This is a genomic window from Bradyrhizobium sp. AZCC 2262 (assembly GCF_036924535.1).
Classification (GTDB): domain Bacteria; phylum Pseudomonadota; class Alphaproteobacteria; order Rhizobiales; family Xanthobacteraceae; genus Bradyrhizobium.
In genome coordinates this window covers 1,298,306-1,321,753 of the sequence record NZ_JAZHRT010000001.1, presented here as the reverse complement: position 1 = coordinate 1,321,753, position 23,448 = coordinate 1,298,306, and the positions used below count along the sequence as shown (strand labels likewise).

The 23,448-nt window shown below is 63.1% G+C and carries 21 protein-coding genes and 2 pseudogenes; 8 read left to right on the top strand and 15 right to left on the bottom strand.

Going from position 1 to position 23,448, the window contains the following annotated elements; translation table 11 throughout:
- The gene (locus tag V1283_RS06100) at window positions 1–1,494 is read left to right on the top strand and encodes a sensor histidine kinase (protein ID WP_334392966.1); all 1,494 of its coding nucleotides are present in this window, start codon (window positions 1–3) and stop codon (window positions 1,492–1,494) included.
- A gap of 20 nt (window positions 1,495–1,514) precedes the next feature.
- Here the strand turns inward: V1283_RS06100 and V1283_RS06095 are convergent, their stop codons facing one another.
- The gene (locus V1283_RS06095; protein WP_334385539.1) at window positions 1,515–1,913 is read right to left on the bottom strand and encodes a response regulator; all 399 of its coding nucleotides are present in this window, start codon (window positions 1,911–1,913) and stop codon (window positions 1,515–1,517) included.
- Window positions 1,914–2,262: 349 nt separating this feature from the next.
- Between V1283_RS06095 and V1283_RS06090 the strand changes: the two genes are divergently transcribed.
- Together V1283_RS06090 and V1283_RS06085 are read left to right on the top strand one after the other, a co-directional pair.
- Window positions 2,263–5,037, top strand: a complete 2,775-nt coding sequence (locus V1283_RS06090) for a PAS domain S-box protein (RefSeq protein ID WP_334385538.1) — start codon at window positions 2,263–2,265, stop codon at window positions 5,035–5,037.
- Window positions 5,038–5,105: 68 nt separating this feature from the next.
- A complete protein-coding gene (locus tag V1283_RS06085; protein WP_334385537.1) occupies window positions 5,106–6,101 on the top strand; it encodes a P1 family peptidase in 996 nt (331 codons plus the stop codon).
- A gap of 96 nt (window positions 6,102–6,197) precedes the next feature.
- On the opposite strand, the gene V1283_RS06080 is transcribed toward V1283_RS06085, so the two are convergent.
- Window positions 6,198–6,956 carry an EF-hand domain-containing protein gene (locus V1283_RS06080; protein ID WP_334385536.1) on the bottom strand — a complete coding sequence of 253 codons (759 nt, stop codon included), beginning with the start codon at window positions 6,954–6,956 and terminating at the stop codon, window positions 6,198–6,200.
- 259 nt (window positions 6,957–7,215) lie between these two features.
- On the opposite strand from V1283_RS06080, the gene rpe reads away from it, so the two are divergent.
- Together rpe and V1283_RS06070 are read left to right on the top strand one after the other, a co-directional pair.
- The gene (gene rpe, locus V1283_RS06075) at window positions 7,216–7,917 is read left to right on the top strand and encodes a ribulose-phosphate 3-epimerase (RefSeq protein ID WP_334385535.1); all 702 of its coding nucleotides are present in this window, start codon (window positions 7,216–7,218) and stop codon (window positions 7,915–7,917) included.
- 163 nt (window positions 7,918–8,080) lie between these two features.
- Window positions 8,081–8,458 carry a DNA-directed RNA polymerase subunit N gene (locus tag V1283_RS06070; protein WP_334385534.1) on the top strand — a complete coding sequence of 126 codons (378 nt, stop codon included), beginning with the start codon at window positions 8,081–8,083 and terminating at the stop codon, window positions 8,456–8,458.
- Between the two features lie 199 nt (window positions 8,459–8,657).
- Here V1283_RS06070 and V1283_RS06065 read toward each other — a convergent pair whose 3' ends face one another.
- The 6 genes and pseudogenes from V1283_RS06065 to V1283_RS06040 form a co-directional block, all read right to left on the bottom strand.
- Window positions 8,658–9,011 (bottom strand): c-type cytochrome, encoded by a 354-nt coding sequence (locus tag V1283_RS06065; RefSeq protein WP_334385533.1) that lies wholly within the window; start codon window positions 9,009–9,011, stop codon window positions 8,658–8,660.
- Window positions 9,012–9,061: 50 nt separating this feature from the next.
- On the bottom strand, window positions 9,062–10,723 hold the full coding sequence (locus tag V1283_RS06060; RefSeq protein WP_334385532.1) for a pyrroloquinoline quinone-dependent dehydrogenase: 1,662 nt from the start codon (window positions 10,721–10,723) through the stop codon (window positions 9,062–9,064).
- A gap of 249 nt (window positions 10,724–10,972) precedes the next feature.
- Window positions 10,973–12,397, bottom strand: a pseudogene (locus V1283_RS06055) (serine/threonine protein kinase).
- A gap of 4 nt (window positions 12,398–12,401) precedes the next feature.
- Window positions 12,402–13,142: a metallophosphoesterase family protein gene (locus V1283_RS06050; RefSeq protein WP_334385531.1), complete on the bottom strand. Its 741-nt coding sequence runs from the start codon at window positions 13,140–13,142 to the stop codon at window positions 12,402–12,404.
- 208 nt (window positions 13,143–13,350) lie between these two features.
- A complete protein-coding gene (locus V1283_RS06045) occupies window positions 13,351–13,740 on the bottom strand; it encodes a cupin domain-containing protein (RefSeq protein WP_334385530.1) in 390 nt (129 codons plus the stop codon).
- 55 nt (window positions 13,741–13,795) lie between these two features.
- Window positions 13,796–14,548 carry an SDR family oxidoreductase gene (locus V1283_RS06040; protein WP_334385529.1) on the bottom strand — a complete coding sequence of 251 codons (753 nt, stop codon included), beginning with the start codon at window positions 14,546–14,548 and terminating at the stop codon, window positions 13,796–13,798.
- 268 nt (window positions 14,549–14,816) lie between these two features.
- On the opposite strand from V1283_RS06040, the gene V1283_RS06035 reads away from it, so the two are divergent.
- On the top strand, window positions 14,817–15,740 hold the full coding sequence (locus V1283_RS06035; RefSeq protein ID WP_334385528.1) for a hypothetical protein: 924 nt from the start codon (window positions 14,817–14,819) through the stop codon (window positions 15,738–15,740).
- A gap of 547 nt (window positions 15,741–16,287) precedes the next feature.
- Here V1283_RS06035 and V1283_RS06030 read toward each other — a convergent pair.
- The 7 genes and pseudogenes from V1283_RS06030 to V1283_RS06000 form a co-directional block, all read right to left on the bottom strand.
- Complete coding sequence (locus V1283_RS06030; protein WP_334385527.1) at window positions 16,288–16,884, bottom strand: TetR family transcriptional regulator; 597 nt, start codon at window positions 16,882–16,884, stop codon at window positions 16,288–16,290.
- Between the two features lie 414 nt (window positions 16,885–17,298).
- Window positions 17,299–17,562 (bottom strand): annotated as a pseudogene (locus tag V1283_RS06025) (hypothetical protein); the annotation flags it as partial.
- A 58-nt stretch (window positions 17,563–17,620) separates the two neighbouring features.
- Window positions 17,621–18,196 (bottom strand): DUF308 domain-containing protein, encoded by a 576-nt coding sequence (locus V1283_RS06020; RefSeq protein WP_334385526.1) that lies wholly within the window; start codon window positions 18,194–18,196, stop codon window positions 17,621–17,623.
- Between the two features lie 77 nt (window positions 18,197–18,273).
- Window positions 18,274–18,876, bottom strand: a complete 603-nt coding sequence (locus V1283_RS06015) for a TetR/AcrR family transcriptional regulator (protein ID WP_334385525.1) — start codon at window positions 18,874–18,876, stop codon at window positions 18,274–18,276.
- Between the two features lie 107 nt (window positions 18,877–18,983).
- Window positions 18,984–19,595 (bottom strand): hypothetical protein, encoded by a 612-nt coding sequence (locus V1283_RS06010; protein ID WP_334385524.1) that lies wholly within the window; start codon window positions 19,593–19,595, stop codon window positions 18,984–18,986.
- A complete protein-coding gene (locus tag V1283_RS06005; protein ID WP_334385523.1) occupies window positions 19,588–20,262 on the bottom strand; it encodes a hypothetical protein in 675 nt (224 codons plus the stop codon). The genes V1283_RS06010 and V1283_RS06005 overlap by 8 nt, the downstream gene beginning before the upstream one ends.
- Entirely contained in the window at window positions 20,259–21,023 is a 765-nt protein-coding gene (locus V1283_RS06000; RefSeq protein WP_334385522.1) for a MotA/TolQ/ExbB proton channel family protein, read from the bottom strand. Before V1283_RS06000 ends, V1283_RS06005 begins: the two co-directional genes overlap by 4 nt.
- Window positions 21,024–21,231: 208 nt before the next feature.
- On the opposite strand from V1283_RS06000, the gene V1283_RS05995 reads away from it, so the two are divergent.
- Entirely contained in the window at window positions 21,232–22,614 is a 1,383-nt protein-coding gene (locus tag V1283_RS05995; RefSeq protein WP_334385521.1) for a sensor histidine kinase, read from the top strand.
- 73 nt (window positions 22,615–22,687) lie between these two features.
- The gene (locus tag V1283_RS05990; protein ID WP_334385520.1) at window positions 22,688–23,341 is read left to right on the top strand and encodes a response regulator transcription factor; all 654 of its coding nucleotides are present in this window, start codon (window positions 22,688–22,690) and stop codon (window positions 23,339–23,341) included.
- The last annotated feature ends 107 nt before the right edge of the window (window positions 23,342–23,448 follow it).

Sequence of the window (23,448 nt, the reverse complement as noted above, 5' to 3'; positions counted from 1 at the left end):
ATGGACCAAGATAAGGTAAACATTCTTCTGGTGGACGATCAGCCGGCAAAGCTGCTCGCCTATGAAGTCATCCTGAAGGAACTTGGCGAGAACCTGGTCAAGGCTTCGTCCGGGCGCGAAGCGCTCGAGTTCCTGCTGAAGAACGACGTCGCCGTCATCCTGGTCGACGTCTGCATGCCGGAACTGGACGGGTTCGAGCTGGCCGCGATGATCCGCGAACATCCCCGCTTCCAGAAGACGGCGATGATATTCATCTCCGCCATACAGGTCAGCGACATCGACCGGCTGCGCGGCTATGAGATGGGTGCGGTCGACTATGTTCCGGTGCCCGTCGTGCCGGAGGTGCTGCGCGCCAAGATCAAGGTGTTTGCGGAACTCTATCGCAAGACGCGCCAGCTCGAACGCCTCAACGTCGAGCTCGAAGATCGCGTTCGCGCCCGCACCGCCGAACTGGAGGAATCACACACCAGGCTGCTGGAAAGCGAACAGCGCCGCAGCCTCGCGATCGCCGCCGGCAAGATGGGCTCCTGGGACTGGGACTGGGTCAACGGCGACTGGATGTGGGACGAAGGCCAGTATCAGATCCTCGGCATCGATCCCGGCAAGTTCGAACTGACTCCGGCCAATATCCAGGCGCTGTTTCATCCCGACGATGTTCAGATGTTGCATGAGGCGTGGGCCGGCTTCGCCAGGGGTGCGAAATCATACGAAGCGGAATTCCGCATCAGGCGACCGGACGGCGAAGTGCGCTGGTGCGCAGGCACGGCGGCGGCGAGCACCGACAAGGGCGGCCGCGTCATCCGCGTCAGCGGCGTCACCGTCGATATCACCGAGCGCAAGCAGGCCGAGGAGCGGCAGAACCTCCTGGCGCGGGAGGTCGACCACCGCGCCAAGAACGCGCTGGCGCTGGCGCAATCCATCGTCCGGCTGACGCGCGGCGAGAACGTGAAGACCTACATCCGTTCGGTCGAAGGACGGATCAACGCACTTGCGCGGGTGCACACCGTGCTTTCGCTGTCGAACTGGCAGGGCGCCGAAATAAGAAAGCTGATCGACGAGGAGCTGGCGCCCTATTCCACCGGCGAGCAGATCGACTTGTCCGGTCCGGAGGTCCAGCTCGAGCCGGCGACGGCTCAGACCGTCGCGCTGGCGCTGCACGAACTCGTCACCAATTCGGCGAAGTACGGCGCCCTGTCGACGCTGTCGGGCCGGCTGTCGGTGGGCTGGGAAGACCAGGCAGGCCTTCTCAAGATCATATGGGTGGAGACCGGCGGGCCGCGGGTCGAGAAGCCGGTGTCGCGGGGGTTCGGAACGCGCAGCGTAATCGCCAGCATCGAGTCGCAACTCGGTGGCCAGGCCGAATTCGACTGGCGCCCGGAGGGCCTCGTTTGCTGCCTGTCAGTCCCCCTGCCGCACCGGCAGTTTGCCGCCGGTCCGGTTTCGCTGCTCGAGGCTGCCGCCGACGGCAATGGCTTGCGACGCGCCGAGCGGTAAGCCAGCGCTTGAAGGACGAGCTATCGCGCCGCCGCTGCGACGGCATCGGCCGATTGTCGGTGCGATCCCTGTGCCGCTTCGATCGCACGCATCAAATCCGGCGGACGAAACGGCTTCTGCAGACAGACGACGTCGGAGAGCTCAGGCGTTTCGGGCAGAAAGTCCATTGCGGTCATGCCTGAGATCGCAACGACGGGCAGGCCCGGTACGCGGGCGCGCAGCGCTGCAATCAGGTCGGAGCCGTTGGTGCCCTGCAGAAAGATATCGACGATCGCAAGATCGAAGCTTGCTTGCTCGAACACCTTCAATGCGGACGCGGCGCTGTCTGCTTCGACGATTTCGAAATGATGGATGCGCAGCACGATGGAAATCATCGTACGGACGTTGGCCTGATCGTCAACAAGAAGCACGCGGGGCATCGAAGCCTCCCGGATCGGTCGTCCAGCAGCCTACGATGAAAATTCGCGGGTTCGAGCGGTTCCATCAGCTTTTATTCAGCTGGTCGGTAAAGAGGCGGTTACCCGCGTATCGAGTTCCCCTCCAGGCATCGTCAGCTAATTTGTAACCTTGAGTTGATTCCCGCCGAGGCGACACTGGCGTAGCCTTGGTTGCAGCGATTCCAGTGGCGTCAATCCCGGTGGCGTCCGACTTTCGGCTGGATGTCCAGCCGCGCCGAATGCATTACTTTCGAGCGCTTCAGGCTTGGGGCTATTGCCAATTTGAAGCTATTGCCATGGCGCGTTCGTTGCCAATTTGCCGGAGACGACCATGGGTGACGAGCGCAACATCTTTCTTTCCACCATGCCGGCGACCCGCGGCGATCGCATTTCCGCGCTCGCCGTGGTCGGCGTTTCGGCGGTGCTGTTCGCTTGCGCCGTGCCGTTTGCCGGCGTGCCGCTTGCCCCGGTCCCGGCCTTCGTTGCGAGCTATCAATCCGCCCTGGCGATCAACGACCTGATCACCGCCGTCCTGTTGTTTTCGCAATTCGCGATTTTCCGCTCGCGGGCGCTTTTGCTGCTCGCCAGCGGATATTTGTTCACGGCCATGGCGGCCATCGTCCACGCCCTCACCTTTCCCGGCCTGTTCGCGCCCGGCGGGCTGTTCGGCGCGGGAACGCAGACCACCGTCTGGCTCTACATGGTCTGGCATGGCGGATTTCCGCTACTGGTACTCGGCTATGCGCTGCTGAAAGCAAGCGATAACGATCGGAAGATCGGGGGCTCGACCGGCTCGGCAGTCATTGCCAGCGTCGTTGCGGTCAGTGTCGCGATGGCTGCGTTCACCTGGCTCGTCACCGCCCAGCACGACCGGCTGCCGATCCTTCTGAGCGACGGTCATTACACGCCCATCATGCTGGGCGTGGTCTCGACCGTATGGTGCCTCAGCCTGGCTGCATTGGCGGTGCTGTGGCTTCGCAGGCCGCACTTCGTCCTCGACGTCTGGCTGATGGTCGTGATGAGCGCATGGTTGTTCGACATCGCCCTGTCGGCGATCCTGAACGTCGCGCGCTTCGACGTCGGCTTCTATCTCGGCCGCATCTATGGCCTTTGTGCCGCGAGCTTCGTGCTCGCCATCCTGCTCGTCGACAATGTCGGTCTGCAGGCCAAGCTGGCCCGCCTGCTCAGATCGGTGCGCCTGCAAGCCGCCTCGGAAAGAGACCTTCGCACCGAACGCGAGAGCCTTTTCAGCGCGGTCGTGGAATCGTCCAACGACGCCATCATCACCAAACTGCTGGACGGCACCATTACCGGCTGGAACGGAGCCGCCGAACGCCTGTTCGGCTTCACGGCGGCGGAGGCGATCGGCAAGAACATCAACATCATCGTCCCGCCCGACCGGCGCGACGAGATACGCAATATCGTCGAACGGATCAGCCGGGACGAACCGATTGAACTTTACGAGACGTCACGCTTGCGCAAGGATGGCAGCGCCGTCGACGTTTCGCTGAGCATCTCCCCGATCCGCCTCGCCTCCGGCAAGATCGTCGGCATCTCCAAAGCCGCGCGCGACGTCACCGAAAGCAAGCGGACGCAGCATGCGCTCAGCCAGGAAATCGAGGAACGGCGGCGCATATTCGATACCTCGAACGACCTCATCCTGGTGACCGACACCGCGGGGAATTTCATCCAGGTGAGCCCGAGCGTCACCGCGATCCTCGGCTATCAGCCCTCCGACATGATCGGGCATAGCGCGGTGGAATTCATCCATCCCGAAGATCTCGAACACACCCGCAGGGAGATGCGGGCGGCGCGACGGGGACAAAGCAAGCGCAATTTCGAGACGCGCTATGTCAACAAGGAGGGCAAGGCGGTCGCGCTGAACTGGACCGGGACGTGGTCGGAGCCGGTGCACCGTCACTTCTTCATCGGCCGGGACCTGACCGAAAAGCAGGCTGCCGAAGCCCAGTTGCGCCATGCGCAGAAGATGGATGCGGTCGGCCAGCTCACGGGCGGCGTCGCGCACGACTTCAACAACATCCTGACCGTGATCACCGGCACGATCGGCATCCTGGAAGAAGCGGTCGCCGATCAGCCGCAGCTCGCCGCCGTCGCCAAGCTGATCGACGAAGCCGCCGAGCGCGGGGCCAACCTGACCAAGCATCTCCTCGCCTTTGCCCGCAAGCAGCCGCTGCAGCCCGTTGAACTCGACGTCAATGCGCTGGCGCTGGAGGCGGCGAAGCTGCTGCACCCCACGCTTGGCGAACACATCGAAATCACGCCGCTATTGGCCGAAGATGCATGGACCGCGCTGGCCGATCCGAACCTGCTGATGACGGCCGTCCTCAATCTGGCAATCAATGCGCGCGATGCCATGCCCAATGGCGGCAAGCTCGCGCTCGAGACCAGCAACATCTTTCTCGACGAAAACTACGCGGGCATGCACAGCGAGGTCGCGCCCGGCAATTACGTGATGATCGCGGTCAGCGACACCGGCACCGGAATCTCGCCCGCGCTGCTCGAGCGGGTGTTCGAACCCTTTTTCACCACCAAGGAGGTCGGCAGGGGCACCGGCCTTGGCCTCAGCATGGTGTTCGGCTTCGTCAAGCAGTCGGGCGGTCATATCAAGATCTACAGCGAGGAAGGCCACGGCACCTCCGTCAAGATCTACCTGCCGCGGGCCACGGGACTGCAGCAGACGCCAGCGGAAGCAAAGGTCTCGGCCAACATCGAGGGCGGCAACGAAATGGTCCTCGTCGTCGAGGACGATATGCTGGTGCGGCGTTACGTGATGACCCAGATCCAGAGCCTGGGCTACTCCACGCTGGAGGCGGCTAATGCTTCCGACGCCTTGCGCTTCATCGACGAGGTCCCCGGCATCGACCTGCTTTTCACCGACGTGATCATGCCCGGCATCATGAACGGCCGCCAGCTCGTCGACGAAGCCCTGAAACGGCGGCCGGGCCTCAAAACCCTGTTCACATCAGGCTATACCGAGAACGCCATCGTCCATCATGGCCGGCTGGATTCCGGCGTGCTGCTGCTGGCAAAGCCCTATCGCAAATCCGAGCTCGCCAGGATGATCCGGCTGGCGCTTGCCAGTTGATGCATCCTCCGCGGCTGATATACCGGTGAGCACGGCCCGGCCAGTCGCGGCCCAAACGGATCGGCGCTTTGCGAAATCTCCTCACCGACATATCCGGCGTCAGCGTCGGCCACGCTCACGATGCAGCCTTGGCCTCCGGCGTCACGGCAATCCTTTTCGATCCCCCCGCGGTCGCGTCGATCGACGTGCGCGGCGGTGGTCCAGGCACGCGCGAGGATGCGCTGCTCAAGCCCGAAAGCACCGTCGAGGCGATCGACGGCATCGCGCTTTCCGGCGGCTCGGCGTTTGGACTGGATGCCGCCGGCGGCGTACAGGCCTGCCTTGCCGAACAGGGCCGCGGTTTGAGAATCCGTGAGGCGATTATTCCGATCGTTCCGGGCGCGATCTGCTTCGATTTGCTCAACGGCGGCAACAAGGCATGGGGACGCTTCCCGCCCTATCGCGATCTCGGCTACGCCGCAGCGTGTGCGGCGAGCGGCGATTTCGCACTCGGCAGCGTCGGCGCCGGCCTCGGCGCGACGACGGCCAATTTCAAGGGCGGGCTCGGTTCTGCGTCCGCGCAGACCGAAGGCGGCGCCACGGTCGGGGCGCTCGCCGTCGTCAACGCCGTCGGCAGCGTGACTGTCGGCGACGGGCCATGGTTCTGGGCGGCGCCGTTCGAAACAGCCAACGAATTTGGCGGGCGCGGACTGCCGCCTGCGTTCACGCCTGACATGCTGAGCGCACGCCTCAAGGGCGGCCCGGCTGCGGCCTTTTCGGAGAACACCACGCTGGTGGTCGTGGTCACGGACGCCGTGCTGACAAAAGCGCAGGCCAAGCGGCTGGCGATGATCGCGCAGACCGGCATGGCGCGCGCCATTTATCCCGTCCATGCACCGACGGATGGCGACGTGGTGTTTGCCGCCGCGACCGGCAAGAAGCCGGTCGATCCGCGGTCCGGTCTCACCGAACTCGGCATGGTCGCCGCCAACACGGTCGCGCGTGCGATCGCGCGCGGCGTCCATGATGCGACCGCGCTGCCCTTTCTGGGCGCGCTACCGGCGTGGGGCGATCGCTTCGGTTAGAGCATGGTCCGGAAAAGTGGGTACCGGTTTTCCGAAGAGACCATGCTCAAGGCCAAGAACTACCGCGTTCCGAAGGGATCTCGCCGGGTCTCGTGTTCAGACGCTCACCGAGAGCGATGAAGTGGCGGCCGATGAAATCTGCTGGGCCTGCCGCTGGATCATCTGCTCGATGAAATTGTAGGACGATGTTGCGGCGCTGGACGAGCTGCCGCTCGCGGCCGACGTCATCGTTACCTTCGATCCGTCCGCGTAGGTCAGCGACGTCGTCACAGAACCGTCGCTGTTGGTGACGGATGTGGTGGAAGCACCCTGCAGGGCCTGTGCGAATGGGTCGGAATTCGATCCATCGTCGCCGGAACTGCTCTCGGCACGCTGAGCATGGTGATGTTTGCCACCCTTCAGTGCCGACGCCAGTTCCTTGAGGTTGACCGAGCCGTCGCCGTCCTTGTCGAGCTTGCCGAACACGCTGTCGGCCTGCGCCAGGTTGGTGCCGCCGGCGCCGAGCGCCTCTTCGAATTCCGACTTGCTGATCTTGCCGTCGCCGTCGCCATCGATCTGCCCGAACAGATCCTTCAGCGCGGCGGAGCGGCTCTTGGATGCCGTGGTCGCCGACCCCGTCGACGACTGGCTTTGTGCGTCGAGCAGCGCGCTCATGGTTTCCGGCGAAATCTGCGAACCGCCGGTACCGCCGGAGCCAGTTCCCGAGCCGATCGAAGCCGAACCGTTCGAGAATGGCAGGTCGAACGTGCCTGCAGAGTTCTGGCTGACGCCAGTGGTTTGCGCAGACGATTTCGACGATGTCAGCGCCTTGAGGGCATCGATCGCCGATGACGCGGCGCCCAGAGCAAAGAACATGGCGGAACTCCAAAAGGCCGCACCGATGGCGGCCGACAGCTAGTTCGTGTGCCTGTTTCTCAGCAAGCGCCGTGCCATGCAGAAAAACCCAATAAAATCGGGCTTTCCGGCATCCGGCTCCGTCCGGCAAACCCGGCAATAGCTGCCCGCTCCGGCAGATTTTTCCGCCCACAGGAGACGTCCGCGGTCGCATTGCCCCCGGCGCTGTCGCATGTTACGCGGGGCCGTTCCGCCCTTCGAAGAGATTTGGGAAACGCACATGTCTCAACAATTTGCGTCGCGTCCCCTGGTCATCGCGCCGTCGATCCTGGCGGCGGATTTCGCCAAACTGGGCGACGAAGTCCGCAGCGTCGACGCGGCAGGCGCCGACTGGATCCATCTCGACGTGATGGACGGACATTTCGTGCCCAACATTTCCTACGGCCCCGACGTCATCAAGGCGATGCGCCCGCACACCAAGAAGATCTTCGACGCGCATCTGATGATCTCGCCCTGCGACCCTTATCTGGAGGCGTTTGCAAAAGCCGGCTGCGACCACATCACCGTCCATGCCGAGGCAGGGCCGCATCTGCATCGCTCGCTGCAGGCGATCCGCGCACTCGGCAAGAAGGCCGGCGTCTCGCTCAACCCGGGCACACCGGCGAGCGCAATCGAATACGTCATCGACCTGATCGATCTGGTGCTGGTCATGTCGGTCAATCCCGGCTTCGGCGGCCAGGCGTTCATCAAGTCGGCGCTCGGCAAGGTCAGCGACATCAGGGCGATGACCGCGGGACGCCCGATCGACATCGAGGTCGATGGCGGCGTGGCCCCTGAGGTCGCCGGCCAATTGGCCGCCGCCGGCGCGAATGCGCTGGTAGCGGGCTCCGCGGTCTTCAAGGGCGGCACGTTGGAGGCCTACAAGGCCAACATTTCCGCGATCCGTCACGCGGCGGCGCTGGCGCGCGGCGAAGCGATCTGACGCAGATTACCCCTCCCGCGCGCCGCAGCGAGCGGGTAGCAAGGCCACACCAAGCGTGCCGCGAGCCGTGGAACCCGAAAGCTTCACGCTCCGGCCACAAAACGTCACGCATCTCGCCATAAAGGCAGATCAGCATTCTGCTTTCCACGGATGGGACGGAAATATGATCAAGGCCTACAGCGTCGCCGCATTGCTCCTGGTACTCGTGCCCTCCTCCGCGCTCGCGCAGCGCGCAGGCGACACTGCACTTGGCGCCTTGGCCGGTGCCGTCGTGTTGGGCCCGGTCGGGGCCGTCGCCGGCGCGTTCGTCGGCTATACGGCCGGGCCTTCGATATCGCGCTCGTGGGGACTGGAAGGCCGGTCGTCGCGGCACCGGAGACAGGTTTCGAGGGACAGCGTGCGCGGCGCCCGGGCGGAAGCCGTCGGCGCTACACCCAATTCCGCCAGTCAGGCCGAGCGGAGCGGCCGCGCCACCAGCTATCCTGTGCCAAACCCGCCGCGTTCAGCCAGCAAGCTGCCGCCCGTCCAGACCCTCGACTAAAGCGCAGGCGCTTGCCTCAATCTGCCCAGGCCGTGAATCCATAAATCTGCCGGGCGGACGACTTGCTTGAGTCCGCTACGCACCAATAGCGACCAAAATCTGCACCGCAGCTAAATGACGCGATGGGCCAAGAAGAGACGTCTCACCTAATCCGCTTGCTGGGCGGCAAGACTGATTTCGACAGTGTCGGGCTAGCTTGCTAATTCGCGGCTTTGTTGCTTGCCTGGCTGATCGACAGAACGTAAGCGGTGGCCTCCCAAATCTGCTTGTCGCTCAGTACCCCGCGCCATTCCGGCATGCGGATGCCGTTCCGCTCGCGTCCGTCCGCGATGGATGTGAACACGCCCTTGGCGTCGAGCGTGCGCTGCGCGAGATTGACGCCACCCCTGCCATCCTCCCCATGGCAATGCGCGCACTGCTTTTCCAGATATAACTCGTGACCGGTAGTAATCACTTTCGGATCCTTGAGATCAGGAATCTCTTCGGCGTGCAGCTTGGCAAGGACCAAACCACTGACAAGAACCACGCCCGCCCAAACAACGAGAAACCGCATCGCTCACTCCCAATTGGCGGGGCGGCAGTTTCTCGGCCGCCCCGCGGCAACTACTTCGAAATCTTAAAGGCGATCAGCATTGAAGCCGCCGGCACGTTTTCAAGCTGTGGGAAGAGAGCCGGCAACAGGAGGGCTGCATAGGAACCCCATCCGCTTGGCACCAGGATGTACTGCTCCCCGTCAACCGCATACGTGACGATGCCGCCACGCATTCCGGAGCCAGTGTTGAAGCTCCACAGAACCTTCCCGGTCTCGGCGTCAAAGGCCTGAAGCTTACCCATGGGATCGCCGTTGAACACCAGACCGCCGGCGGTGGTGAGCACGCAGGAAAATCCCGGCACATCCATCGCATAGCTCCATTTCTGTTTGCCTGTGAAGGGATCATTAGCACTGAGCTGACCGGGCTTGCGGCCATCGGGCGCCATAACCATCCGGCCGAAATCGTTCGAACCAGTATTACCGGTGCCGTACTCCTTGGGGTCCACCTTCTGCGCGACCGGTTTCAGATAGCTGCAGAAATCGAGCACGTTGTTGTACCAGAGGCCGGTCTTCGGATTGTAGGCACCCGAATTCCAGCTTCGTGCGCCGAAAGTGGAGGGGCAGATCAGCGTCTCCTTGTTCATCGTGAGTTCGACACGGCCGATCAACTCGCCGGTCTTCGGATCGATGTTTTTCACGAAGTTCTTGAGGTCGCTAATCGGCCAGATGTTATCGATGTTTCCGTTATTCTTATCGAGCACGAAAACATAGCCACTCTTGTTCATGTGGACGATCAGATCCTTGCCGTCCTTCGTGAATTGCAGAACCTCATATGGCGAATCGAAATCCCAGACATCGTGCGGGATTTCCTGCCGATGCCATTTCAACTTTCCGGTCTTTGCCTCCAACGCGACGACCGAGTCAGTGTAAAGATTGTCACCTTTGCGATCAGAAGCGTCAAAATCCTTGCCCGGATTGCCGGTGCCGTAGAAGACGGTATCGGTCTTCGCGTCATAGTTGCCGGGCATCCACGCGCCGCCACCGCCATGCTTGCCGCTTTCACCCGGCCAGCTCTTCGGGTCTTCTTTGATGGTGTTGAATTCCCAAGCCTTATTTCCGGTGGCCGCTTCAACGCCATAGATCTTGCCCTGCGTCGCCAGTTCACCGGCAGTGGAACCGAAGGTTAAAATGTCGCCGGCGACGACAGGCGGCGAAGTGAAGTTGCAGCCGTGGCAGTTGGCGAAGTCAGTCAGTTGCACCTGCCACTTTTCCTTGCCAGTCTTTTGGTCCAGAGCGATGCCGCGCCCGTCCACGGTGCCAATGAAGACCATGCCATGGCCGACCGCGACGCCGCGGCTATAGGGTGCGAACAACACCTTCTTTGTCAGTGGATCGAGCCTTGGCTCATAGACCCAAATCTGCTGCCCTGTCTTTCCGTCCAGCGCCGCTACCCGATTTCCCGAGGTGATCGAATAGATAACGCCATCAATCACTATGGGCGTCTGTTGAATCCCCATGGTGATACTGCCGCCATGGGCGATCCACGCGACCGACAGCTTGCTCACGTTGTCCTTGTTGATTTGGTCGAGCGGGCTGTACCGCCACGCGTTGGCAGTGCGATTATATTGGGGCCAATTATTTGGATCTTCCGCGCCTGGATCCGCCGCGAACACAACGGTTGCCGTAGTCAGAAAACAAGCCAGTCCTAGGCTGTTCGCCAATGATGCTTTCATCGTTTCCTCCTCCATCTGTGACGACTTTCGTGCTCACGCCGTCTGGCATGAGTAAACGTCGTGCCATCACTGAAGTGCACTGATCATACGCGGATTAAGGGCAGCTTTTCGACGATCAGTTGAAGAGTGATGCGGTGTTGGGACAGTGTAGCTGTCGGATCACATCACTTGCGCCGGCTTAAGTTTGAGCTTGAATTCCATCAAGCTCGGCTCAATCCGCTGTTGGCTGCGTGCTGATGACTCCGCGCCCTAGCTGCCTTCCCGCAGCAGCACAGTCGCCGATCGCGGCGGCCGCACCACGGTCACGCTGCAGGCGGCCTCGGCGGCCACCTTGCCCGCAACACTGCCGAGCAGCGTGCGCAGCATCGAATTCTGCCGCGCGCCGATCACGATGTGATCGACATGATTGACCCTGGTGAATTCCAGGATCGCGGCGGCGGGATCGACCGCCTCCAGCACATGCACCGTGAGCCGGCTTTCGTCGAGCTCCAGCGGCTGCGCCCAGTGCCGCAGCGCGACCATGCGGTCGATATGCTTGTTGTGGCCCTGCTCGTCGAGCGTCCGGTCGATGGTGATGCGCCCGAGTCTCAGCACGTTCAGGCAGGCGAGCCGCGCCGACGGCAATGTCTGGAGGAGCTGTGCGGCGGTCCGGCGCAGGCATTCGTTGAGCGCTCCCGACCCCTCCTCGGTATCGATCGCAAACGACCACGATCGGTCCCGAAGCCAGTTGAGCCGCGACATCGGATTTCGGCTGCGGCTGCGTCAGGCCGCGATTGAAGCGGCGGCGCCACACCGTGCTGAGCGGATCGCGCTTGAGCCGTTCTGAGCGCGCCGTCAGCTTGACCTGTTCGGGATGCGCCAGTTCGAACGCCAGTTGGGAAGCCGTCGGATGACGCCACACCGGCTCGATCTCAAGACAGCGCAGCACGATTTCCTGCAGCCATGGCGGATAATCTGCCCTGAGCCTGCGTGGCGGATAGGGATCGCGCCAAAGCCGCCGGCGCATGCCGCGCAGCGTCTCGCTCTCGCCGAACGGCCGCTCGCCGGTGGTGAAGAAATACAGCAGCACGCCCAGCGAAAACAGATCGCTGCGCGGATCGTCGCGGACGCCGAGCAGGCGCTCCGGCGCCATATAGGGCGCGGTGCCGTAAGGCAGACGGAATTCTTCCTGCAGCAGGTCCGGCAACTGGTTGTGATGCGACAGGCCGAAATCGATCAGCAGCATTCGCCTGATGGCCGGAACATGATGCTGCTCGGCTTGATGTCGTGATGAATGACGTTCTGCCGGTGCAGGTCGGCCAGCGCGGTGGCGATCTGTCCGCCGATCACCCTCGCCTCTTCGTAAGGAATCAGCAATTGGTCGATCCGGCTGTACAGCGTCTTGCCGGGGATGCGCTCCATGACGACGTAGGGCTGCCGGTCGAAATCGCCGGTGCCGAAACAGCCCGGCACGTGCGGTCCGGCCAGCCGTGGCACGATCATCTGCTCCATCTCGAAACTGACGATGGCCGCCGGATCCTCGCCCTCGGCAACCCGCGGCACCTTCATCAGCAGCGGCACATTGATGCCGGGATGGGTCACCGTCCACAGCGTCGCCATGCCGCCCTGGTGGACGCGCTCCCCGATGGTGAAGCCGTCCAGTTCCGCGCCGGACTCGATTAAAGGCTTCGCCATTCCCTCATTTCCCCACGAGCAGGCGATCGGCCAGCCAGTGCGGCAGGCCGTTGGCGCGGATTCGCTCCGCCGCCGCCTCGACATCGTAAGGCACGCGGCAATAGGTGATCTCGCGCGAGGTGGTATCGAGAATCGCAAACGCCGCCGCCGGGTCGCCGTCCCGCGGCTGCCCGACCGAGCCGAGCACGGCGAGCCAGCGCCGGCCGCCGAGCAATTGCACCGGCACACCGGATGTCGGGATGAAGCTCGTCATCTTCGCCGCCGGTGACATCGAATAAAGCGCCGGCCGGTGAATATGGCCGCAGAAGGTGACATGAGCATCGGTCGCCGCAATGCTGCGCGCGGCATCCGACGTGTCGCGCACATAGTACCATCGCGCCGGATGCGATGCTTCCGAATGCACGTAGAGGCGGTCGTCCTCCTGTCGCGTCAGCGGCAACTCGGCGAGAAAACGACGCTGCGGGGCGCTGAGCCTGCCGCGCGTCCATTCGATCGCCGCCTGCGCCGCGGCGTTCATGCTCTCGGACGGGCTGCTGATGGCATGATCGTGATTGCCGATGACCGCGATGGCGCCGTCCTCGACCAGGCCCATCACCGTATCGACCGCCCATTCCGGATCGGCGCCGTAGCCCACGACATCGCCGAGGCAAACGATCCGCTCCGCGCCGCGGGCGCGCGCGAACTCGAGGCACGCGCTGAACGCCTGCCGGTTGGCATGGATGTCCGCAAAGACGGCAAGCCGCACGTTTTCCCTCCGCATCCATCATCGCGCCCGTGCTAGCGCGTGCCTTGATGGATATCAAATAACAGGCCGCCTGCGGCGTGCAATCAGGCCGGCTGCGCCTGCAGGCCGTCAGGCGATCAGGTCTGGCGGGCGGGCGATAATCCGATTCGAGCGCCCCGCAGTCCTGACCTAATTGCCCTACCTTCGCGTACCTGGGTTGCCGTAACGGTCACTGTGCGGGCACGAGCGCCGGGGCGCCCTTGTCCTTGATCAAGAGCACCAGGAATTTCGCCGACTGGGTGCCGCTTGCGTTCCGGTCGACGACATGAACATCGTCAGGGCCTTCATAGAAGGACTGTCCCGGTGTCAGTGTCACCTGTTGTCCGCCCTTCAGCTGCATCACGACCGAGCCCTCCAGCACGTAAACAAACGCATGTGCATTGTGTCGGTGGATAGCGCTCGACCCGCCAGGCGCATGCTCGACGGTGATCATCAGAGCTTCCCTGCCGGGATTCTCCGGAAGATCCTTGGACATGAGTGACGTGACCTTGGGCTCCTGAGCCTCCGCCGTGCCGGTCATGAGGCATAGAAGAACCACCGCGACGAGTTTGATCGTCATAGTCGCCTCTTTCGTTCGTTGAACGGAAGCCGCTCGGCGTACTTCCGATGCGGGATCAGGCTGCTGCCTGTGAGCGGCGGAGCCATTCGTCGAGACCGATGCGGCCGAGGCGCGCCTCGCCCAACGGCACGAGCGAGTGTTCGACAACCCGGCCGCCCCAGTATCGGGCCTCGGGATCGCTCACGACCTCGCGCGGGTCGCCGACCGCCTTCAGATAACGGGCGACGATTTCGTTGAACGGCGCGCGTTCCGGGCCGGCAATCTCAACGATGCCATTGTGCGGCGGCGCGAGCGCCACATCGGCAACGCTGGCAGCAACGTCGTCCGAAGCGATGGGCTGGAACAGAACGGGCGGGAGCCTGACCAGGTTTCCATCCGCACTTGAATCGGCGATGCCGCCGAGGAATTCCAGGAACTGGGTCGAGCGGACGATGGTGTATGGGATGCCGGAGGTCTCGATCAGTTTCTCCTGGGCGACCTTGCCGCGGAAATAGCCATTGTCTGTCCGGTCGGTTGCGACGATTGACAGTGCGACATGGTGCCGGACGTTCGCTGCGGCCTCGGCCGCGAGAAGATTACGGCCAGAGGTCTCGAAGAATTCCAGCACCGCCTTGTCTTCAAATGAGGGTGAATTGGCCAGGTCGATCACGACCTGCGCGCCGGCCAGGGCGTCTTTGAGCCCCTCGCCGGTGATGGTGTTGACGCCGGTGTTGGGCGAGGCGGCGAGGACCTCGTGGCCGCCCTGGCGCAGAATGGCGACGGTCTTCGAGCCGATCAGGCCGGTGCCGCCGATCACGACGATCTTCATGTTGATCCTCCGTTGTCGTTAGACGCGCTTGGCTTCCGGGTTGCTTGTGGCGATCGTCATAAGCGCACCGGTCCACCGCTGTTTCGATCGCTGCAGTGCCGGGTGAGAAGCGTGATGAAACTCGCCCCTTCGCCTCAACAATACCATACGGCGCGGCTTTGTCGGAGTCCGTCGATTGGTCAGCAAGTCTGATCGATTTGTAAGCGGCGGGATGACTCATTTCCGATTTGGGTCAAAATGCGAAGAACTCACATGCGGTGAACTGTAGATGGGGGTGAACGATGTGTCGCTTTCTGCCAGTGCCCTTGGCGAGGCCAGTTCGGGGCTCGCCAAGGTCGCTGCCGAGTTCGCCGACGAGTTGGGCGGCGCGCCCACGCTGGCGGAGTTCCTGGACATCATCGGCTCGGCGCTCCCGACTAACAGCGCAGCCACGGACGGTACCTTCAGCGAGCCATTGCGGTTAAAGGTCGTCCTCACAGGAAACAAGCCGTACCGAAGCGATGCGGCGTCCCGCGTCCCTGACCTGGACGACCATCTCTTCGAGGACGCGCGGGACCATCACCGTGTGCTGGTCGAGCGAATGCGCGCCGCCAGCGGCGCTCCAGTAACCCCGCAGCAGTTCGCGTCCGCTATCCTGCAGATGCTGCAGAGCGGCCGGATCGTCCTGGCGGACGTCAAGTCCGAAGACATCCGCAAGCTCACCGCCGACGTGCCCAAGAAGCGGATCGCCAGGCCCAAACCAGGAGATGTGCTGGCTATCCCGGCCGGGGACGGCGGCTGTCATATGGCGGTCGTGGTGGTCCTGAACCGCTTCGGCACCGCTCTCGGCCTGTTCCACGGCACCTCCGCCCGGGGGCGGCTGAACGCCGACCTGCGCCGAGCGCCCCGGAAGCGTCCGGTCTATACCGACAACGGCCGGGTCCTGGACGGGACCTGGAAGATCGTGGACCATGACGACAGCCTGCTCGCGCTGTTCCCCTCAGATCCGCCCATCTATCACAGGCCTAACGCGTGGCCGGGCATTGTCGACACGGGCGAGTTCGGCGCCGCGGAGACGGCCGACGGCACGCTGCGACTGATCGAGCCAGGCGAAGCGCGCGAGGTCGGCCTTCTGGACGGCACCTATCGGCATCCGGTCCATCATGCGGCGTGGCTACAGAAGCTGTTGGACGACGAGGTCGATCGTTCTTAGCCTGCAGTCTTGTCCGATCTTTCTCTGGTTTTCGGGATGGAGCCTCGGGCCCGGCGTTGAAACAGGGGCCGGACCCTTTCGCGACGTCTCCCAGAGTTAAAGGTCCGGAATGGGCGACCCCGACAGGTTAGCGACACGACAAGCCTGCCTCTATTTCGGTCCAGAAGCCGCAATGCGCCGGCGAGTTTGCATGCGCACCGTGGTGTGTCGCGTGGAGCAGCAGCACAATCGTGATTGCCACCAATGCAACAGAAGCGACAAAGATACGTAGCATTGTATGCGTAATTCCCGATAAGAGGTTTCGCTAAAAACGAGGAAGCCCCCGGAGAGATCATCCTCGAGGGCTTCCCGGGTCGTCGAGATTGGGTACATCCGCCAATCCAACGATACCTGTCTCTCGCAATCTCGCCACCTGATCGTGTGCAGTATGTGGCCGCGGTGCGTCGCCAGCGTGATCTTATTCAGCCGGAAAGCTGCGGGCAGCTGTGAGATTGTTCTTCGGGCGGTTACGGAGAAGGGTCGCGCAAATGCGATTACAAAAGGATCGTCACCGCTTGCACGGCGCTTCCAGCCCCCTGAGCAGCAGCGCCAGCAGCGCGTCGATCCGCGCCGGGGCGCCCGGCTCGTTCCATTCTTCCGCATGCGCGGGATGATGGAAGCGGCTGGTGGCGTCGAAAATGGCGCGGGCCGAAACCTTGACGTCGGCGACCTCGAACGCGCCCTGCTTCACGCCGTCGGACAGAATCTGGGCGATCTGATCGACCAAACAATCCTTGTGGCAATTCACGGCCTTGCAGGCCTCGCGGGCCAGCGTCAGGTAGGTCGCAAACATCTCGGGATCGTCGCCGAGCCGCTTGTGCTTGATCGAAAACATGGTGCGCAGCCACTTCTCCAACCGCGCCGGCGCCGGGCCGGAAGCTTCCGCGATCTTCAAGAGGGGCGCGCTGAGACGGTCGAGCCAACGCTTGGCCACCGCCTCGCGCAGCGAGGCCTTGCTGGGGAAATGGCGATAGACGCTGCCGTGGCTGACATCGAGCGCACGCGCAACGTCCACTACGGTTGCCTTGGCCAGCCCGTAGCGGCGCAGTACATCCTCGGTAACCTCCAGAATCCGTTCGGGGGTCAGAACCACGGCTTCGTTCATGCGCGCACCTGCGAAACGATGGGACTGATGGTCATCTTACCCCCTTGGTAATCCCCTTGGGGGATTAATGTTTCGTCGCCGGTTCCAGCCGCTCGGCCTGGGCGGCCAGATGACGGGCAACGCTCTGGTTGAGCCAGCGCTGGATTTGGGCGGTTAGATGAATGAGATGGGTCGTCATAGCGTAGTCCTTTGCAAGTACCCGGGCTCAAAACGCTCAAGCCGGGTGACACCCAATACTGGCGTCGGCAATGGATATAGCACATCTCGCTGACAGATTTCAATATCTGTTAGTCAATAATCCGTGAGAATGTCGCTTTTCTTGGGGCTCATTCCGGCTGCACCATGGCCGGGCACCGCGCCCCTCGCCGAGCCCGGCTGGTTCACCGTAAGGCGGATCTGCCCCCAAATTCCGGCCTATTGGACGTCTTTGGGCGGCATCCGCGGTGGAAGGAGCGGCGTAAACGACACTTCGTCGCCAGCGCGCGGGGCCGCCATCAATCCCCCGCCCGTCGAGGGATCGCCCCCCGACGTCTCCATGATGGCGTTCGGTGTGATGTACTCGCGGACGGCCTCGATCAGGCCGCCTTCACCGGTGCCGAAGTCGGCGGCGCGGCCGCCCTGGGGGCGCCCGGCGGCAATTTCGCCCATGGCCTTGTCGGTCTTTTCAGCAAGCGAGTCCCGGCAGGAAGCCGGACAGCATCTCTGATCGGGTCGGTGACGACTTAAGATGGCGCGCCTATGCAGTCTTCCGCCGCAATTGACTCACGCTCAGCCACACCGTCGAAACCAGGAAGTAGAAGGCGCCTACTGCGGCATAGCCGGCCACGTTGGTGATGGATGGCGGCATCGGCATCCGCGCCTGCACGATGAAAAACGTGCCTGCCAGCGCGGATTGCCCTCCGCTCAGGATCATCGCCCACTGCGCACCATAGCTCTTCCAACGGCGGACTGCGCTGCCGAGTTGAAGCAGGCCAGACAGGATCGCCCATACGCCGAACACCCCGAGCACCCAATTCATGCTCATCTCCAGCGCGAGAACCACCGCGAACGTTGTCACCACACTCACCACGACGTTGATAGTCTGCGTGCGATTCTGTCCCAATCCTCCGCTGCGCGATGCGTCGACAAAATTGGCGAGGGCATCCCATGCAGGATAAGCCACGAGTAAAACCGCCGCGATCACCCAGGAATGCTGTCCCACCGTAAAGGCGGCCGCCACCCAGACAGCCGAGAAGGCTGTCCGAGCGAAGTAATAAAGCTTGAGCCATTGCTCCTGGCTGGCACGAGAAAGATCGCCACTGTGAACCGTCATTGGATCGTCCTTTCGACTAGTAGGTAGACGCCCTCGACGAACGTCGCAGAGCAATCATGGCTATGGTTATTTGAGATCTAGGACCGTATCGGGAGAGAAGCGCGCGGAGCGAATCGCTCCAGGAGCGGGCCTGTCACGACCCCGAATATCTTCGGATCGCCATAGGCCCGCGCCGAAAGCATCGCGCCGTGAACCGTCGCCATGAACGCTTCAGCCTCGGCACGAGGGGTACTCATCAGTTGAAGTTGGCCGTGCCGCGCGCCGCGCTCCAGCACGGATGTCAGCCACGCTGACAGGGAGCGGAAATGCGCCCGGACCTCCAGGCCAACTTCCTCGGGCAGGACGGGGAGTTGGCTTGCCAACAGCGCGCAGACACAAAACGGAGCGCTGGCGTCCGCGATGCAGGCTTCCCAATACGCAGCGTAGAACCGAAGCTGTTCGAGCGGATCAGATACCTGAAGTTCGAGATTCGCTATCCCCGCTTCAGCTTCTTCCCGATATCGCGCAACCAGCGTTCGGACCAGATCGACCTTGCTTGGGAAATGGTGATGGATGCTCGCCTTACGAATGCCGACCACATCAGCGATGTCGGCATAACTGAAACCGTTGTAGCCGCCAGCGACGATCAGAGAACGCGCACAAGCCAAAATGTCGTCAGAGGTGGGAGATAAGTTACTCATGCCTTTACCTACCTTCTAGTAGGATGTCCGTCAAGCCCCCTGCAATGCGCCGGTCCGCTCGCCGAACCCGGCAGGCTCGCGGCGGCGGACTGCTCCCAAATTGGGGCCTATTGTACGATATCCTTGGGCGGCATTCGCGGCGGCAGCAGCGGCGTAAACGACACCTCGTCGCCGGGACGCGGTGCCGCCATCACGCCCCCGCCCGTCGAGGGATCGCCGCCCGATGTCTCCATGATGGTGTTCGGCGTGATGTACTCCCGGACGGCCTCCATCAGGCCACCTTCGCCGCTGCCGAGGTCGGCGGCGCGGCCGCCCTGAGGGCGTCCGGCTGCGATTTCGCCCATCGCCTTGTCGGCCTTTTCGGCGAGCGCGTCCCGGTAAGGAAGCCGGTACGCCCTGGGCACGCCGCTTGGCCGATTGCCCTCGTCGAGGGTCTCGACCCACAGATAGATCGAGCCGGGATCGCCCTCCAGTGAATGCGGCTCGACGATCCTGGCCTGCAGCAATTTGAATGCGACAGGGAGCCTGTCGACGGTGGCCCAACCCAATAATCCACGCACGGCGACAAAGCTCGCAATGTAGAACGCGCTGGTCACGACCACGGCGATCGCCTTGGCCGACCAGTGCAGGCGCGCATAGACCAGGATAATCAGTAACAGCGCGCCGATCAGCGCATAGCTGAGAGCGAGCGTGAGGACGACCGATTGAAGGCTACTCACGGCGCGGCATCCTGACGCCGGTTTTCGGATCCAGATCCGCGCCGTTCCCCCACGCGTTGCGGAACGTCTCCATCAGCGACTTCTGCCGTTCCTGCACGTCGATCACCTTGCCCGCAGCGTCGAGCCAGAAGCGCACCGCCGTCCTTTCATGGCCTGTGTGATCGAGCGTCAGCTTGTTGTCGTAGATAACCTGCGCGGCCGGATTGAGCTTCTGCACCTTGACGCTGACCTGAACCGGCTGCCCGGTGGTGGCCTGAAAGTGCGAGACGTTGACGGTGTATTCGCCGGGGACGATGCCCCGCACCGTGACGATTTCCTCGCGGATCGGCGACAGGATCTTCTTGCCGTTGACGACGATGAAATCGTTGGCGCCGCCGCGGTCGTCGCGATCGAGGGTGAGGAAACCGGCTTCGCGATGGCGGTACCAGGCGATGTTGCCGGCGGGGTCCTGCACGAACAGATCGAAATCATCAGGATGATTGTCCGGCCAGTCCATCGTGATGAGGAATTCGGCCTTGGAATCGATCTTGCCGTCCTTCGCGTCCGGCGAGACCGCGAGCAGCGCCAGGAAGAACAGGAAGGCGATCACTTGCAGCGCCTTGAACAGCATCACGCCAAGCGGGTCGAACGCCTCCTCGCGCGGATAGAGGCCGAAGTCATCCATCATGGTGGCGTTCCAGAACCGCTTTCCAATACCGGGGTGACGTGGGTCTCGGTCAGCATGACGGCATCGGAAAACACCCGCTGGGTCGCGGCATCGAGCATGTAATATTGAATGCGGACGAGGATGGAGCCGATCAGGCCCGCCAGCGTCGTGTACATGGCCACCGCCATGCCGTCGCTCATCAGGCCCATCGATGTTTTCATGGCGGCCTTGTCGGCCGCATCGAGGGTTGCGATCGGCGCCAGCATGATGATGAAGCCGACGATCGTGCCGAGCAGCCCGAGTTTCATCAGCGTGTCAGAAACGAATGCGCCAAACCCGTTGGAACCGCGCAGCCGGTCGGCCAGCGTCCGCAACAACAGCGTCTGGTCGATCCGACCGGTGGCTTGCGCCTTCGCCTTCGTCACCAGGCTGCGGATGTGATCGGTGACCAGCCCGCCCGGCAGGCCGCGCGCATCGGCGTCGAGCGCCTTTGCGCCATTCGGAGCCGACAGCACGGCGCGACAGCCTCTTGCGACCTCGCCTTCCCGCGCAATCGCACGCGTCCGCCAGAAGCAGTGGCCGCAGGTGATGAGGTAGAGAACGGCGATCAGGCTCGAAATATAGGTGCGGTCGGAGGCGACCATGAGATGGATCAGCCCGTACCGCCACAGCAGGAAGACGGCAAAGATCGACAGCCCGGTAAAGATCATCCAGAGCAACAGGACGCCTCGTTCCGGAGTGGCCGTGCCGGGTAATACGGTCTCGGCACCAATGGCGCTCATGCTGCGTTAGCTCCCTTAAGCTGCTGGTCCGAAGCCTGCCCGCTAAAAGGCCCCTCGCCTTCGTTAGATCAGAGGCCGCGGGCGTGGTCCAAAGACATATGCCCGCGGGGCGTTGGGAAAATTTCCCAATCTGCGCATCGTCCCCGGCTTGCAATTGGAACGAAATAGCGGTGCTGTTAGCGTCCTCGACAAGCCGTGGAGTGATCGCATGCGCCTCGTGCTTCAACTCGTCGCCCGCCTGCTCGTCGTCGTCGCCTTGTGTCTGGGCGCGGCGACCATCTGGGCAACCATCGACGCCTATCGCAGCGTCGATCGAGCCACAGCCGCATCGGCAGAACGTGTCTCCCAGGCGCTGGAAGCGCTCTACTGGCGCGAGCTGCTGTTGCGCAGCAGCAGAACGCGCGAACACCTCATGCCGGTGTCCGATTGGCGCACCATCGAGACGATGAAGCTCATTTCGCCGGGAATTTGCGTCCGGTTCGAGCCGGTGGGCGCGTTCGAGAAGCCGCTCTGCGGCCAGAGCGAAGGGATCGGCAAGTCGCCGCCGGTCTGGTTCGCCGCGGCCGTGCAGACCTTGTTTGGCGCCCACGCGGCGGTGGCCCGGTCGATCAGCACGCGTAACGTCACCGCAGGTACCGTCTCGGCCAGCGCCGATCCGGACGCCGCGATATCGCTGGCCTGGCAGCACATCGCAGATAACATCCATGTCGCGCTGCTGATGGCGCTCGCCATCGCCTTCTTCGCATCGCTTGCGATCGCGCATACGCTGGCGCCGGCGCAGCAGATCGTCGCCGCACTGCAACGCATGGCGCACGGACAATACCGGACATCGCTGCCGCGTTTCCGGTCGATGGAACTTGCCATGATCGGGCAAGCCGTCGGCGATCTCGGAGAGCGCCTCGCGCAGGCCACGGAAGAACGCGCCGTCCTGACCCGGCGTCTGCTTGAAATCCGCAACGATGAGCGGCGTGCGCTCGCCCGCGAATTGCACGATGAGTTCGGACAGAACCTTTCCGCCATTCTCGCCTTCGCCAGCATGATCGAAGCGACCTGCGGGCGGGAACAGGCCAAGACCGATGTCGGGGGCGATGTCGCGCAGGATGCACGGATGATCTCGCAAGCGACCCACCGCATCATGGCCTGTCTGCGGGGTACCCTGAACCGCTTGCGCCACCCGCCGGCCGAGGAACTCGGGCTGGAAGCCTGCCTCGTCAGCCTGGTCGACAGCTGGCGATCCCAGAATGCGGCGCAGCCGATGATCCAGCTCGATATGCAGGGCGACTTCGCCGATGTGCGCGGCACCGTTGCTGCGACAGCGTACCGCGTCGCCCAGGAATGCCTGACCAACTCGTTGCGCCACAGCGCCGCGCGCGAGATCGTGCTGCGGATCGAGCGGCGGACCGGGACGGAAAATGCGCTGCTGATCCGCGTCGAGGACGACGGCGGCGGGGATGCGGCCAAGGTGGAACAGTCCGCCGGCTTCGGCCTGACCGGGATCCGTGAGAGAGTAGCCGCGCTCGGCGGCTCGCTTTCCATCGCGCGCGCGAGGCGTGGCGTTAGCGTGGCCGCCACGATTCCGCTCGCCGCGTGACGCTGACGCAAACCGGCATCCCTCCGGATCAAGTCGGGGGGCATACTTCGCTCGAAAACGCCATGGTGCCCGGATGACAGCTTCCCAGACCAAGGGCATTTCGATCCTGCTGGTCGACGACCATCCCGTGGTCCGGCAGGGTTATCGGCGCGTACTGGAGCACCAAAGCGACTTCCGCGTGGTCGCCGAGGCCGACAATGCCGTCAACGCATACCGCGCGTTCAAGACGCATACCCCCGACATCGTGGTCATGGACATATCGATGCCCGGAGCCAGCGGCCTCGAAGCTATCAGGAACATCCGGATGAGGCACTCCGGCTCGCGCATTCTGGTCTTCAGCATGCACAGCGAGGCCGCGCTGGTGAAGGCCGCTTTCACCGCCGGGGCGAGCGGCTATGTCACCAAGAGCAGCGAACCGGCCGCGCTGATCAAGGCGATCCGTGCCGTGGCGCGCGGCGAACACGCGATGAGCGACGACATCGCGCACGTTCTGGCGATGGAAAGCCTGTCCCCGTCGGGATCGGTGCTCGACCAGTTGGGGGAAAGGGAGATCGAGATCCTCAGGCAATTGGCTGCCGGCGCGACCGCCGAGCAGATCGCCTCCAACCTCAATCTGAGCATCAAGACCGTGCAGAACTATCACTATCTGATCAAGACCAAGACCGGCATGCGAACGGACGCACAGCTGGTCCGCCTGGCCGTCGAGTGCGGGCTGGCCAGCCTTTAGCGGCGGCCCAAGCGATTTTGGTCCGGCAAGGGCCCCTGGTTTTCTCCCTCTCGCGGCCCCTGTACGGGTGGCCTCGCCCGGCAAGATTTGCTAAAGCGCGGCGTAAA

What these genes read in the sequence shown, in the direction of transcription:
- V1283_RS06100 (WP_334392966.1), top strand. Translation starts at nt 1, where the DNA reads ATGGACCAAGATAAGGTAAACATTCTTCTGGTGGACGATCAGCCGGCA.
- V1283_RS06095 (WP_334385539.1), bottom strand. Translation starts at nt 1,913, where the DNA reads ATGCCCCGCGTGCTTCTTGTTGACGATCAGGCCAACGTCCGTACGATG.
- V1283_RS06090 (WP_334385538.1), top strand. Translation starts at nt 2,263, where the DNA reads ATGGGTGACGAGCGCAACATCTTTCTTTCCACCATGCCGGCGACCCGC.
- V1283_RS06080 (WP_334385536.1), bottom strand. Translation starts at nt 6,956, where the DNA reads ATGTTCTTTGCTCTGGGCGCCGCGTCATCGGCGATCGATGCCCTCAAG.
- rpe (WP_334385535.1), top strand. Translation starts at nt 7,216, where the DNA reads ATGTCTCAACAATTTGCGTCGCGTCCCCTGGTCATCGCGCCGTCGATC.
- V1283_RS06070 (WP_334385534.1), top strand. Translation starts at nt 8,081, where the DNA reads ATGATCAAGGCCTACAGCGTCGCCGCATTGCTCCTGGTACTCGTGCCC.
- V1283_RS06065 (WP_334385533.1), bottom strand. Translation starts at nt 9,011, where the DNA reads ATGCGGTTTCTCGTTGTTTGGGCGGGCGTGGTTCTTGTCAGTGGTTTG.
- V1283_RS06060 (WP_334385532.1), bottom strand. Translation starts at nt 10,723, where the DNA reads ATGAAAGCATCATTGGCGAACAGCCTAGGACTGGCTTGTTTTCTGACT.
- V1283_RS06045 (WP_334385530.1), bottom strand. Translation starts at nt 13,740, where the DNA reads ATGACGATCAAACTCGTCGCGGTGGTTCTTCTATGCCTCATGACCGGC.
- V1283_RS06040 (WP_334385529.1), bottom strand. Translation starts at nt 14,548, where the DNA reads ATGAAGATCGTCGTGATCGGCGGCACCGGCCTGATCGGCTCGAAGACC.
- V1283_RS06035 (WP_334385528.1), top strand. Translation starts at nt 14,817, where the DNA reads ATGGGGGTGAACGATGTGTCGCTTTCTGCCAGTGCCCTTGGCGAGGCC.
- V1283_RS06030 (WP_334385527.1), bottom strand. Translation starts at nt 16,884, where the DNA reads ATGAACGAAGCCGTGGTTCTGACCCCCGAACGGATTCTGGAGGTTACC.
- V1283_RS06020 (WP_334385526.1), bottom strand. Translation starts at nt 18,196, where the DNA reads ATGACGGTTCACAGTGGCGATCTTTCTCGTGCCAGCCAGGAGCAATGG.
- V1283_RS06015 (WP_334385525.1), bottom strand. Translation starts at nt 18,876, where the DNA reads ATGAGTAACTTATCTCCCACCTCTGACGACATTTTGGCTTGTGCGCGT.
- V1283_RS06005 (WP_334385523.1), bottom strand. Translation starts at nt 20,262, where the DNA reads ATGATGGATGACTTCGGCCTCTATCCGCGCGAGGAGGCGTTCGACCCG.
- V1283_RS06000 (WP_334385522.1), bottom strand. Translation starts at nt 21,023, where the DNA reads ATGAGCGCCATTGGTGCCGAGACCGTATTACCCGGCACGGCCACTCCG.
- V1283_RS05995 (WP_334385521.1), top strand. Translation starts at nt 21,232, where the DNA reads ATGCGCCTCGTGCTTCAACTCGTCGCCCGCCTGCTCGTCGTCGTCGCC.
- V1283_RS05990 (WP_334385520.1), top strand. Translation starts at nt 22,688, where the DNA reads ATGACAGCTTCCCAGACCAAGGGCATTTCGATCCTGCTGGTCGACGAC.